Below are 12,145 nucleotides of genomic sequence, written 5' to 3' on the forward strand. Positions count from 1 at the left end.
TATTGATAGTGCTAAAAAAGTCCCCCGCCTTATGGCGGAGGACTTTTTATTACAACCGCTTGTTCTGTAATTATAGTATCAATTTCGGGTAGTAATGTCAACTTTTCTTCGTTGTAACCGTCTTTGCTTTCGACCAGCTGGCATAAATCTTTGTTGATTTTTTCCCAACCTTGACTGTCTGATACGTCCGGATGCGTACATAATATTTTTTCTTTGCTTTCAGCTTTGTAATCTTTTTGGAAGTCATGCTGTTCTTTGCAGCTTTTACAGTCTTTGTGGTTTTCTTTGTGAATTTACTGCTGGTGGAATACTGGATCTCATAACCGGCGGTCTGTTTTGTCTGCTTCTTCCATTTTACTGTGACCGTATTTTTTGAAGCTGTCAGTTTGGAAATGGCTGTATTCTTTGGCAGAATCGTAAATGTCTTTTTTACGGTTCCGGTATAATTGCCTTTTAATGTCACCGTCACTGTATATTTTCCAACATTTTGTGTCTTTTTCGGATAAGTCACCTTATAATCAGTACCGTTTTTCAGCCTCTTTCCTGCCGCATCCGTAATAGTTACAGATGGTTTCTGCTTCTTTCCATTATACGTCATAGATGTTTTGGAAAGTTTTATCGTTTTTGCAGCATAAATCACTTCCGTCTGTTCTGCCCCACATACCGAACATACTGCTGTAAATGTACCATTTTTACTGGTTGTTGCACGCTTTGTCACCTTTTTGTTTTTATAAGTATGCGCTGTCTTTGGAATCGATGTAGTATCCTTGACTGCCCCACAGATACTGCAGGTTAAAGTCTTTCTTCCCGGTTCAGTGCAGGTCGGCTGTTTCGTTATGCTCTCCGTATAATTGTGCTGACAGGTCACCGTATATGTTTTAGATGCCGTTCCGGTATAAATACCTGTACCTATGATCGTTAATGTGTAAGTACCTAACCCGGTAATTTCAAATCCACCGGTTACCAGATAATCACGTCCCTCGACTAATGTTTTACCATCACATTCAACCGCTGCTGTCACACTTTTTGCCGTACCGTTATATGTGGTGTTTCCAATCGTGATCTGCGCACCGGAAAGATCTTTTGGTGTACTTCCGACAACAAAAATAACTGCATTATCGTCCGTCTCTCTCGGCTGGTAGGTCACACTCATCCTGCCATCTTCCCCTGCCACTGCCTGACGGATATCTAAAATATTGTCAGAGGCGAGCAGGTCATCTGCAGTCAGGGATCTTGCCACATAAAAATTGTAGGTATCGTTCGGCGTCAGGTTTTTGAAAGATGCCGTCTGTGTGCCGGTGGCGGTGTTGGTTTCGGTGGCGTCGGCTTTAAATACGGAGACTGCCTCTTCTTCGAGTGCTTCCGGCTGATCTACTGGTTCAGACTCGGATGCCTGCTGTGTGGAATCCGGTGCTGCTGTTAAAACTGGTACGGAATCTGAGGATGATTCTTCGGATTGTGTGGATATGGCGGAGGGGAGGGCTACGCCACCGGGGATTGTAATTTCTACAGTAGGCGCACCAAATGCCATCATATCATTATCATCCCATTCATACAACCTTCCATCCTTTGTTAATACCCCACTATTAAGATATAGGGTCATCGATATACTTGCTGCTAAAACATTATCCATTATTCTGACTGGTTCTAAATGTCCCGTTCCCCATAGATAAAGTTCTCCATTATTTGTTATTGCACCATTTATATTGTATTCCCCCATAATAACATTCCTAACATTATCCATTATTTTTACAGGCACATCAGGCACATATCTACCTTCCGTCGTTCCATCCCCTAATTGACCATAATCATTGCATCCCCACATATACAAACTTCCATCTTCTTTAATTATTCCGTAACAATCATCTCCAAACTTTATATCCCTTACATTACTCATTATCTTTGTTGGTTCATAGCCATATATGTCTACCCCCCACATATACAAATCGCCATTTGAAGTAATTGCAGCACTTGTTGCACCATTCGTGCCCACTGCAACTACATCATCTAAAACTTTAACTGGAATCACTTCATCTACAATTGTTCCATTTCCTAATTGTCCCCATGCATTATACCCCCACATATATAAACTTCTATCTTTTGTAATGGCACCACTTGCATACCTTCCTACACTAACAGAAACAACATTGTCCATTATTTTTACAGGTATATCTCGATCTGTTTTTGTTCCATCTCCTAATTGACCATAATCATTGCATCCCCACATATACAAACTTCCATCTCTTGTAATAGCACCACTTGAGTCCCATCTTGTACTAATAGAAACAACATTGTCCATTATTTTTACAGGTATATCTCGATACGTTTTTGTTCCATCTCCTAATTGACCACAATCATTATTTCCCCACATATACAAACTCCCATTTCCTGATATAACACCCATATAGTTAACGCCTGAGCTCAATACCTGTGAATAACTATTTAACCCCAAATCCGGTCTGACCGTATCAATTTTATTTCCTGTCCACCCTCCAACTGTCTTACATAACGTAATCCGCAAGTCATCTATCGTCTCATCCATATGGATTTCAATGTTTCTTCTGGTAGGTACATACCCATCTTTTACCGGAGTGATCGTATACCGGCTTTCCGGCAGATAGACTGATAATTTGCCAAGCATATCCGTCTTTTTCTTTACTTCCTCAAACTGTCCTGTCTGATCCGTAATCGTTACTACAGTATCCGGCAGCAGATTACCATCTGTGTCAACCACAACCAGATTCAAACGATAACTTAAATGCGGACACTTCGTCAGACCATAATCATTATGATCAATGGAATAATAAAAATCAGCGATTTTCTTCGACTCCCCAATTAAATTTATATTATAGGAAATTTTACTCAGCATTTTCACGCCTGCTTTTAGCGTAAGCTCTGCATTAATTTTTCCCTCAATACATTTTTGGCAGCTGTGAATCGTCTTTTCCTGTTTTAGGATTTCCGGTTTCCATGATGCATTTAACTTAATGCCCGCTTTACCTGTAAGGCTTGCAGAAGCAACATTATTACTCAAAATTTTTACACGCGGTTCTAAAGAAAGCCCCCAGTAAAAACTTCCACTGATTTTTAGTTTAGGCGTACATTTTGGCATTGTGGTCAGGCTTGTAATTCCATTGTTATCTGCCTGAATGCCAAAAGTACCACTGATATCAGCGCCGACTGCACCATTAATTTCCCACTCATATATCATAGACGGCGTCAGTTCCACAATAATACCATAAAACATATATCCCACAGACGGTAGCGGTACAGTTGCTGTAAATTTTCCTTTTGCTGTAATATCAAGGCTGCCTTTATAATCCAGCTTTAATTCCACATAACACTTGGAAAATGTAAGATATAATTTTGCAGAATATGTAATCCGCATCCACAAACCGCCTGAAATACTGTAACTTCCATCAGAATCTTTTCCTGATTTATCCAATCTGAATTTCATTGTCTTTTTGACACTTCCACTGATGTCGGCTGCTTTATACTCACTGTTCTCCGGCTCATCCGAAAGTCCCTCATATGTGACACCATCCCCACAGGCAGACGGATCGATCGTTGCGTTTGCAAGATCATCTGATGCATCAATTTTGACATAGGAAAAAACATCCTCCATTTCGATGTCATCACCGGTAATCGTAACCGTTGTTCCATTTACATCAATCGATGCAACTTTCGTTATAATAAACTGACCATCTGCATATTCATAGGAAAAAATATCTCCTTCTTCCAAAGATGTCATGTCTGTATCTGCATTTTTGATCACATATGTATTTGTGGAATCATCTGCCGACACCACAATATTTTTTCCCGTTTCAGATGGAATAATAATGGTATCGTCTCCATAGACTGCAAAATTGTTCGTATCATCGTCATCCAGGTTCAGCACCTTTTCTTCGTCAAAATCATCTGTCGTCTTTGCTAAAAACTCCTGCATTTCCTGCGTATACATAGAGGATTCATATACTGTACAGATTGGACGAAGTGTCTCTGTTTCGATTAGATATCCACGCACCAGATAATATTGTGGAATCGTGCCGGAATTGATCGTTACTGTTGTTTCTGTCTCTGTATTTGTTACGTTCTTTTTCCCGGAAGCCAGCATCTGATTGCCGTTCTCATCATATACTGCAACGACAAGTGTTGCATCCTGTGTTGTTTCAAAAGAAACAGATGCCTGATTCCCGCTCATATCAATCGAAAACACATTGCATCCATTATTTTCAGTCTGCTCGGCTGCAACACCAGAAAATTCCTGTGCAAACATTGATCCGAAACTGTCTGTTCCTCTGACCGTCAATTCTGAGGTAACCCTGGCATCCGTTTTCTCTGTCTCCTGTAACTCCTCTGTCTGCTCTTCTGTTTCCGTCTCTTTAATTTCGACAGTCTCCTCAGTTTCTGTCATATCTGCTTCATTGTCCGTCTCTGTCTGTACGATTTCAGCCGCTTGTGTTTCGTCCGGTTCTGTTTCACCGTCTGATCCGGTCTTTTCTGTCAGAGTCTCTTCCGATTCTTCTGTTTCTTCGCTTTCCGTAACTTCACTGCTCTCTGTCCCGGTCTCTTCTTCCTTTATGACTGCGGTATCATCCTGCGCAGCAAATACACTGTCCGGATTTCACATCAATTTAATTTACTTTAATGCTTTTTCCTTTAATAAAGCCTTTTTCGGTGTTCCAACATTATTATAATAACATATTTATGCTGATTACACCACTCGAATTTGTCGTACTCTTGTCGTATGGCACACATTTTGTCGTACTCTCGTCAGTCCATGCCGGACTCTTTCCTAAAATACATCTAAATTGTGTGCTAAATTTTGAATTGCTTCCTGCTTTTTAGTATCGGTAACTTCCGCATAAATATCCATGGTTGTTTCGATATTTGCGTGTCCCATAATAGACTGAATTACCTTTAAGTTTGTTTCATTTTCGCAAAACCTTGAACAAAAGGTATGTCGCAAATGATGACATGAAAAATGTGGTATTATCACAGGCTCTCTGTGCTGTTTTGCAGCTTTTACCACTTCTTCTGCATTGTGTGCTTCATATATACGCTTGATTGCTCTGTTTACAGCTTGCGGATTATGGATATTGCCAAAACGATTCATAAAGATAAATCCTTTCATCCCATCAATCACTGTTTCATTAAATCCATGTTCCTTCTGGTCATCCAATTCCATCTGGAGTGCATCATAAACCGTATCCATCATCGGAATCGTGCGTATACCAGCTTCTGTCTTTGGAAGAGATACAGCAAATGAACATATCGGATGTTCTTTGAACTCTCTACTGTAATAAACCACGCTATGATTGATACTGATCGTCCTTTTTTCAAAATCAATGTCTTCCCATCGGATACCGATTGCTTCTCCAATTCGACAACCTGTTCCAAGTAGGAACTTAAAAAATGATGCCCAGTGGTAAAATGTAGGACTTTCATCAATATAGCGTATAAAGGCTCTCTGTTGTTCCACTGTCAAAGCGTGTCTCACACCATGATTTTTCCCCGGTTGCTTTTTAATCTGTGCCATTACTCCATCGCTTGGATTAACACGAATGATGTTATCACGCACAGCAAGCTGAAATGTCGGGTGTAAAACAGTATGAATTGTTTCTAGCGTATTTATCTGCATTTCCTTCTCTTTCAACAAATGCTGATAGAACTGCAATACATCAGAATACTTCACAGCGGCAATTTTCTTCTTGCCAAATCCACCTCGTATAAAGCGATCATACATATATTTATAGTTCCGCATTGTTGTTTCCCTCAACTCTGCCTTTGTCGATATATATCTGTCAAAAACAAAATTGATTGTAGATGTTCCGGCTGCATACGTATCCAACCCATCAAGCTGATCTTTCATCAGTTTAACTTCTCTCTCCCGCAATTCCATGATGTCCTTAGAATAGATGCTCCGGCGCTTTCCTTCCGGATCAACATAAGTATATACATACTTACCATCGCAACTGCGTTGAGTTTCGCCTTTTCTTAATACTCTCCCTTTGTTATCCTTTCTTGATTTCGCCATCTCGTCTCCTCTCTCAAGGAAAGAGATTTTGTACTAGCTACTCAGCCGGTTTATCCATTGCATACTGCATATCAATACCTCTTTGTAGCACCTGTGTTATGGTCATGTCATGTTTGGACGCATATCCTTTCAGTCTTGCAGCTTCTTCCTCCGTCAGTTTTAATCCGATAAGAGTTTTTTTAGGATTATCAGACTTCGGTCTACCTGTTCTAGCCACAATATACACCTCCATCCATTTCATAATCATTATACTTTCTGTTTAACCAAAAGTCAAGTGAATTTTGGTTAAACCAAAATCTTTTTCCTTGTCTGCAAAATTTATTTCACCCGAAATGACTCAAGATATTGGTCAAACACATCAAGGTCTACTAACACCATTCTGTCTATCTTCAGAATTGCTCCCGCATCTTTGGCAAGAGTCTGAAATTTATTCATACCCATGCTGTACATTTCTGCCCCTTCCTTATATCTGACCAGTCTTTTTTTATTTATTGCCTTTGGCATCCTCTGCATTACTCAAATCCTCCTTAAATTTAACACGCATTTTATATCTGCCAATGACAACCCACAATTCTCTTGCTGGCTCTCATAGGCAGATAAAAATGCAATACAGGTGACAGATCATTACTCTGCCCACATCGGTCTTGCACCGTCATTCAAATTGACCGGACTGCAAATTTCCTTACAATCCGGAAGTATCATTATCACGGATATGCTTCATCGCCCTGTGTTACTGCCACACATTTTGTCAGATCTTCTCGCTCCATACCTTTGCTTCAATGTAATGTTTCAACATTTCCTCACATTCACTCCTATCAAAGAGCAGGTACATCTTGGCGAATCTACCTAGTGGCTCCACATATCCTCACGTCCTGTATGCAAAAAATATTCAGTTGTCAAGGTACAGGGTGCATACGCAGCAATCAGCGAATGGAAAGGGACAATGCTAACCGCCTGTTATGCAACTTCAAAAGCCAATATCTTTGTGATCAGCTTTGTTTCTAATCTGCGACGCAGAGTTTCATCAATGCAGTAATGCACCTGTCCGCTTTCGTCATATAACTTTCTGGTAGACAATTTGATTATGTATCCCTCATAGTGTTTTAACACTGTATTGATGGCACTTACATCGCCCTCTGATGCTGCCTTTATAATATGGAAAGGCAACAAATTTTCCTCATTTCTGCTTTTATACATCTTTTTCATCTGCTATTCCTTCCATGATCTTCTTCAAAATTTCAAGTGAGCGTGTCCTGTGTTCATGAATGGTACTGCGAACCAGATTCATTTCTCTTGCAATATCCGCATCGCTCATTTCCATAAAATATGAAAGTAAAATAACATTCCTTTTTCTTTCTGTAAGTTCCTTCAAAGCTTCAGCAATCAGGGTATTTTTTACTTCAATGTCATAGCCATGCACTTCAAAATGATGATATTCTGTTCCATACTCATCCATAGTAAATAATTTGCTCAACTCCTTTTCCGACAGTTCAGAGAATGTAACTTCGTGTTTCCTGCGATAGTCCATGTGTTTGTAATAATTTACAGCTTCGCCTTTTAATGCCATCTGGCATAACCGGTCAAACTGGTGCCGGATAGTCATTTCATCCTTAGAAGAAGGTTGCCCCATACGAGTTCACCTCCTCCCGTTCCGAATGCCAAGGCTTTTGCCCTTTTTCCCTTCCGGTGTATCTCCCAAATGAAACTGGGAAGATGTTCGGGTGGATTGAAAAATTTTTAGGAAAATTTTTCTGTATATAAAAAACGCCCTTATGGGCATATACCCACAGGACACCGTTTATAGCTGATATTAAATTTTCTCCACATTCTACGAGTGTATATAATACACTTTCAATTGTAGAATTTGCCGCATTACTTAAAATGCGACCTATTTAGCTGTCCTTCCACGCAATGGGCAGGATAATATTTCCCAAATACAAAAATATCCTTTCAACGGTTCAGAATCCATAACTCTCCCAAACACATTCAAAGGATAAAAACATGAGAAAAAACCTTTGAATACTGCGTTTTTTTATATGCAATATCCAAAGTTACTTATTTTATTCAAGTGCATTATATCCCTCTGATATAGTGCGTTATTAGTTCATTTTCTTTTTAAATGGTGAACTATACACTATATACGGAGGTGCATGACATGGCTAAATCTAAGAAAATTGATAAAGACATGGGTTTTCGCCTGAAGAAAGCCAGATTAGACCAAAAGCTGACTTATGATGAATTATCCGAAAAATCCGGTGTTTCATCAAGATATATCAAAGAGATCGAAAATCATGGTAATGTTCCAAGCCTTGAAAAACTCGGTCAGCTCATTCGAGCTTTACACATCTCTGCTGATCCGTTCTTTTATCCGGCAGCTCCAACTGATAATCTGGATTACCAAAGACTGTTGGTTTATCTTTCAGAATGTACAAACGATCAGATAACCACCATTCTTGCACTGGTAGAAGCCTATCTTCGTACATATAAGACCCATGAAACAGAATAGCAGAAAGATTTCGATTTTTTCTGGATTGTTTCTGAATTATTCTGGAGAAGAACAGGGTGGAAGTTCCATGATTGAACGCTCCACCCTGCTTACTTATTTCATTATTGTATTCAGTAACTCTTTCACCTTAACACTCTCTTTAACAATCCCCAATCCGGCAAGTATCTGTACTGCATCTACGATACCCTGATAATAGGCTCTCTGTTGCTCCTGAAAGTGCGCATGATCTACAATATCCATATAGTTTTCTAAAAAATTTCTCTGCTCTGTAGAAAGGTCAGATAAGAATTTTTCATATTCCCGGTTTTCTTTTTTCAGTTCCTTATCCGCCTTCTTTGCTTCCTCTGTCTGTATGGAATACTCCCGTTCGCCTGCATCGCTTCGAAGCTCCTCAAAAACATCAGATAATCTTTCAAATACTTCATTCATTTTGTGTCCACCTTTCTCTAAATAAGTATTGCATTTTACAGGCAGTATTATCAATCCTAAAATTTCTTACAACAATATTTTTTCGTACTTCATCTTTAGAAGTATATTATCAAGATTATTCCGTAAAATCAATCATGTGGCACTTCATCTTTAGAAAGTTGGTGATGATATGAAAATTTACTGGAATAAAGAAAGCAATTCCAAAAATCTGATAGGTCAGAGAGTAAAGGAATTGCGAACTGAAAGGCAGCTATCGCAAAAAGCACTGGCAGAACAGCTCCAGCTTGCCGGATATGAATTTAGCGATTTGACCGTATTACGAATAGAACAAGGGACACGCTTTGTACCGGATTATGAAGTGGTTGCCCTTGCTGAATTTTTTCATGTATCTTGTGAATATCTTTTAGGTGTCAGAAATGAAAAATAAGCAGTGATCTGTATTTGTTCTTTACAGACCGCTGCTTAAATTTTTGTTGAAACGATAGCCTACACCCCATACCGTCTGTATGTAAACAGGCTTGCTCGGGTTATCCTCTATCTTTTCTCGTATGTTGCGTATATGGCTCATGACAATGTTGTAATCGCCGGAATAGGATTCCTTCCACACAATGTCATAAATCTGTTCCTTGCTGAACACTATTCCCGGATGCTTTGCAAGAAGCTTGAAAATCTCAAATTCCGTATAAGTAAGCTCTATCTCCTGATTTTCCCGAATGATCACCCGTTGAACTTCATCAATCTTAAGACCTTTGAAATTCAATAGATGATTATTCAAACCTGACATCTGAATGATTTCCTCTCTGGTATTTATCAACGATAATATGTGGCTCATCATATCATCCTCATTATCTTCAAATGTCAGAACTAACATTTTCCCATACACATCACCTGCCTTATTACTTTTATATACTGCCTAAGTTCTGGAAAATTCAAAAGAATGATTCCCATATCCAGCCAAGCAGTATGTTATCTGCTGTTTGTTTTTTCTTATTCATTTTCCCTATATCCTATAACGGAAATTACTTTTTCGTTGCATACGATATATGCTACTTGCTTTCCCTCACTCTTTAATTCTGTGGCACATTCTTTTATGTTTTCAGTAAACCAAGATTGAGAACTACAAGTAACAACAATTTCTTCATTACCCAATTTTGTATTATTAGATATTTCTGATAAGCTATCTAAAAACATTTTTTCTAATTGTTCTAAACTTATCACATTAGCAGGTAAAAAAGAAAAAATATCTAATACTTTATATTTACCCATGTAAGCCACCTATCCCTCAGCTCCGCAAGCATTATTTAATGCTACAGTTTTTAAATACTGACATCTATTGATTTCTTCACAAAACCGCTTCCGCTATTTGCAAGTGTACTTTCAACAGACTCTCTTGTAATGCCATCCAATGCTCCAGACGGTATCGGATCACCCGCTTTCCATGAGGGATCAGCAGCTTTCGCCGCTGCTGCAAATGCCTGCCTGTATTGATGTTCATATTGCTCCATTGTCCATCCCGCTGACAAACGGTCATCTTTGTTCATTTTTCTATATAAGTTAACATATACATCTTCCCTCTTTGTGGTATCACCATTCAGAGTGCCATTATCCCTTAAAAATTCCTTCTTTGCCAGTTCAAACATTTCTTCCCGGCTGCTCTCCGGAATAGAGATGATATGTTTATAACTATTTCTGTTCTCATCAGTTACAGCAAGCCCTGTTAATCCGGTATTCGGATCAACCCAATCTCCATTTTTATCATACTGGCTCATTAGATTCTTGATCGCCTGAACATTCGTAAACATTGCACCATTTCCATTTTTCATCATTTCGCTAAGTGCCGCTTTGTACTGTTTACTGTTTGTGTCAATCCCTGCTGCTTTTAGTTGTGCCTGTACGGAGCTACTGTTAATTTGGGACAACTGAATGTTGTTGACTAAATTCATCCTTGATGTCCCAAACATACTCTGAAATAAGAAACTGTAATCTGTAATTCTCGGCATAATTGCAACCTCCTTGTCAAATTAAATGTGAAATCCGTTTCATTACAACTAATTTTAAATCTTTATATCCAAATTGATGCCTATACTTCTAAGAAGTTCTGAAATCGTTTCACCAGTTCATCTAACTGCATCTGCTCCCGACTTGTTCCATTATAATTTTCAATCGGATCAGAAACAAAATAATTTCCGAACCCTGCCAGCGCATTTTCAAAGCTGCTTTTGAAGTTTTCTTTGCTGCTTACATCAAGATTTGCAAACATCTTGTAAATATCACTGTTCGATTCCTTATTTACTTCCACGCTGTCTTTTCCTGTCGTATTCCTTGCCGGAGAGCTTCCCACTCTGTAAGCAGGTTCTCCATGCTCCTGATAGAATTTCTCTCTTTCAATTTTTACCTGCTTTGCAACAAACTCAACCATACTGTTCACTTTATTGATTTTCTCCTCTGCCTGTTTACCGTATGCAGTTGTTATCTGTTCTGCTGCTTCATCAGATAATCCCATTTCTTTACAGGCATCTTCAAGCATTACTCTAACTCAAAAAATATTACTCCTGTTTTTTATAATACCCCGTTATCATGAGTGGCATAATATTTTCTATATCATTTTCTGTCAGCTGATAACCTATATTGCTGCGCTCTTGAAAAAATTCATTTAAAGGCTTTTTACTAATTAACAGTTTTTTCCCTTTTCCATTATCTTCCTCGTCTCCCCAGTCAAATTCCGTCCAGTAACCGCCTGTTCCATCTTCGTGAATAAATACTCCTGTACTTTTTACAATTCCTCCTGTCATTTTACTCGTACAGCCCAATCCTTCTATTGACTCATATACTTTTTGCCTAAACCTACTATCTGTTTGCATTCTCAATAGAGATTTCTTAGAAATGACTACATTTCCAGCTCCATAAAATTTCCCACTGTCAAGCATCGCTAGATCAAAATTTTCGGCAGTTTGGTCTGTCGTATTACATGCATAATCTACAACATGAAGTGTAACATTAAACTTTTTGCAAATTTCCTCCTGCATATCGCTAACACTCTGCATAGTATTTATTTCATTTAAGAGTCTGCTAAAGTCCCCAGAAACAACTTCGGCATCTCCTGAACCTTGCTTTGTTGTAATTGCCGCTAAATTACTCAGTATTTCAAGTGCCTGTATATCCATAATTTTTTC

14 protein-coding genes are annotated in these 12,145 nt (G+C 38.8%); 2 read left to right on the top strand and 12 right to left on the bottom strand.

Translation table 11 applies throughout. The annotated features are described in order from the left end of the window. Window positions 1–97 precede the first annotated feature (97 nt). The 6 genes from RIL182_RS10130 to RIL182_RS10155 form a co-directional block, all read right to left on the bottom strand. Window positions 98–4,414, bottom strand: coding sequence for a fibronectin type III domain-containing protein (locus tag RIL182_RS10130; RefSeq protein ID WP_134523278.1), 4,317 nt, complete (start codon window positions 4,412–4,414; stop codon window positions 98–100). Between the two features lie 381 nt (window positions 4,415–4,795). After that, entirely contained in the window at window positions 4,796–6,037 is a 1,242-nt protein-coding gene (locus RIL182_RS10135) for a tyrosine-type recombinase/integrase (protein WP_006859226.1), read from the bottom strand. Between the two features lie 37 nt (window positions 6,038–6,074). Continuing rightward, the gene (locus RIL182_RS10140) at window positions 6,075–6,254 is read right to left on the bottom strand and encodes a hypothetical protein (RefSeq protein ID WP_227700698.1); all 180 of its coding nucleotides are present in this window, start codon (window positions 6,252–6,254) and stop codon (window positions 6,075–6,077) included. A 101-nt stretch (window positions 6,255–6,355) separates the two neighbouring features. Beyond that, on the bottom strand, window positions 6,356–6,550 hold the full coding sequence (locus tag RIL182_RS10145) for a DUF6462 family protein (protein WP_006859228.1): 195 nt from the start codon (window positions 6,548–6,550) through the stop codon (window positions 6,356–6,358). Between the two features lie 444 nt (window positions 6,551–6,994). Further along, a complete protein-coding gene (locus RIL182_RS10150) occupies window positions 6,995–7,243 on the bottom strand; it encodes a helix-turn-helix domain-containing protein (protein ID WP_006859229.1) in 249 nt (82 codons plus the stop codon). Next, on the bottom strand, window positions 7,227–7,667 hold the full coding sequence (locus RIL182_RS10155) for a sigma-70 family RNA polymerase sigma factor (RefSeq protein WP_006859230.1): 441 nt from the start codon (window positions 7,665–7,667) through the stop codon (window positions 7,227–7,229). The genes RIL182_RS10150 and RIL182_RS10155 overlap by 17 nt, the downstream gene beginning before the upstream one ends. Before the next feature lie 525 nt (window positions 7,668–8,192). Between RIL182_RS10155 and RIL182_RS10160 the strand changes: the two genes are divergently transcribed. Next, a complete protein-coding gene (locus RIL182_RS10160) occupies window positions 8,193–8,543 on the top strand; it encodes a helix-turn-helix domain-containing protein (protein WP_002593580.1) in 351 nt (116 codons plus the stop codon). A 93-nt stretch (window positions 8,544–8,636) separates the two neighbouring features. On the opposite strand, the gene RIL182_RS10165 is transcribed toward RIL182_RS10160, so the two are convergent. Next, window positions 8,637–8,972 (bottom strand): hypothetical protein, encoded by a 336-nt coding sequence (locus tag RIL182_RS10165; RefSeq protein ID WP_006859231.1) that lies wholly within the window; start codon window positions 8,970–8,972, stop codon window positions 8,637–8,639. Window positions 8,973–9,141: 169 nt separating this feature from the next. Between RIL182_RS10165 and RIL182_RS10170 the strand changes: the two genes are divergently transcribed. Next, a complete protein-coding gene (locus tag RIL182_RS10170) occupies window positions 9,142–9,399 on the top strand; it encodes a helix-turn-helix domain-containing protein (RefSeq protein WP_006859232.1) in 258 nt (85 codons plus the stop codon). 21 nt (window positions 9,400–9,420) lie between these two features. On the opposite strand, the gene RIL182_RS10175 is transcribed toward RIL182_RS10170, so the two are convergent. The 5 genes from RIL182_RS10175 to RIL182_RS10195 all read right to left on the bottom strand — a co-directional run bounded on the left by RIL182_RS10175 (window position 9,421) and on the right by RIL182_RS10195 (window position 12,136). After that, on the bottom strand, window positions 9,421–9,843 hold the full coding sequence (locus RIL182_RS10175; protein WP_006859233.1) for a winged helix-turn-helix domain-containing protein: 423 nt from the start codon (window positions 9,841–9,843) through the stop codon (window positions 9,421–9,423). 116 nt (window positions 9,844–9,959) lie between these two features. After that, window positions 9,960–10,238 (bottom strand): hypothetical protein, encoded by a 279-nt coding sequence (locus RIL182_RS10180; protein ID WP_006859250.1) that lies wholly within the window; start codon window positions 10,236–10,238, stop codon window positions 9,960–9,962. Between the two features lie 50 nt (window positions 10,239–10,288). Beyond that, complete coding sequence (locus RIL182_RS10185) at window positions 10,289–10,972, bottom strand: DUF3879 family protein (protein WP_006859234.1); 684 nt, start codon at window positions 10,970–10,972, stop codon at window positions 10,289–10,291. Window positions 10,973–11,052: 80 nt separating this feature from the next. Beyond that, window positions 11,053–11,499: a hypothetical protein gene (locus RIL182_RS10190; RefSeq protein WP_006859235.1), complete on the bottom strand. Its 447-nt coding sequence runs from the start codon at window positions 11,497–11,499 to the stop codon at window positions 11,053–11,055. A gap of 19 nt (window positions 11,500–11,518) precedes the next feature. Further along, window positions 11,519–12,136 (bottom strand): hypothetical protein, encoded by a 618-nt coding sequence (locus tag RIL182_RS10195; RefSeq protein WP_006859236.1) that lies wholly within the window; start codon window positions 12,134–12,136, stop codon window positions 11,519–11,521. Between the last annotated feature and the right edge of the window lie 9 nt (window positions 12,137–12,145).

Origin of the sequence: Roseburia intestinalis L1-82, from assembly GCF_900537995.1 — a bacterium.
GTDB lineage: Bacteria > Bacillota > Clostridia > Lachnospirales > Lachnospiraceae > Roseburia > Roseburia intestinalis.

Bases quoted from the DNA above. Each gene is read 5' to 3' on its own strand.
- RIL182_RS10195 (WP_006859236.1), bottom strand. From the start codon at position 12,136: ATGGATATACAGGCACTTGAAATACTGAGTAATTTAGCGGCAATTACA.
- RIL182_RS10135 (WP_006859226.1), bottom strand. From the start codon at position 6,037: ATGGCGAAATCAAGAAAGGATAACAAAGGGAGAGTATTAAGAAAAGGC.
- RIL182_RS10145 (WP_006859228.1), bottom strand. From the start codon at position 6,550: ATGCAGAGGATGCCAAAGGCAATAAATAAAAAAAGACTGGTCAGATAT.
- RIL182_RS10185 (WP_006859234.1), bottom strand. From the start codon at position 10,972: ATGCCGAGAATTACAGATTACAGTTTCTTATTTCAGAGTATGTTTGGG.
- RIL182_RS10170 (WP_006859232.1), top strand. From the start codon at position 9,142: ATGAAAATTTACTGGAATAAAGAAAGCAATTCCAAAAATCTGATAGGT.
- RIL182_RS10155 (WP_006859230.1), bottom strand. From the start codon at position 7,667: ATGGGGCAACCTTCTTCTAAGGATGAAATGACTATCCGGCACCAGTTT.
- RIL182_RS10130 (WP_134523278.1), bottom strand. From the start codon at position 4,414: ATGACAGAAACTGAGGAGACTGTCGAAATTAAAGAGACGGAAACAGAA.
- RIL182_RS10165 (WP_006859231.1), bottom strand. From the start codon at position 8,972: ATGAATGAAGTATTTGAAAGATTATCTGATGTTTTTGAGGAGCTTCGA.
- RIL182_RS10190 (WP_006859235.1), bottom strand. From the start codon at position 11,499: ATGCTTGAAGATGCCTGTAAAGAAATGGGATTATCTGATGAAGCAGCA.
- RIL182_RS10175 (WP_006859233.1), bottom strand. From the start codon at position 9,843: ATGTTAGTTCTGACATTTGAAGATAATGAGGATGATATGATGAGCCAC.
- RIL182_RS10150 (WP_006859229.1), bottom strand. From the start codon at position 7,243: ATGAAAAAGATGTATAAAAGCAGAAATGAGGAAAATTTGTTGCCTTTC.
- RIL182_RS10180 (WP_006859250.1), bottom strand. From the start codon at position 10,238: ATGGGTAAATATAAAGTATTAGATATTTTTTCTTTTTTACCTGCTAAT.
- RIL182_RS10160 (WP_002593580.1), top strand. From the start codon at position 8,193: ATGGCTAAATCTAAGAAAATTGATAAAGACATGGGTTTTCGCCTGAAG.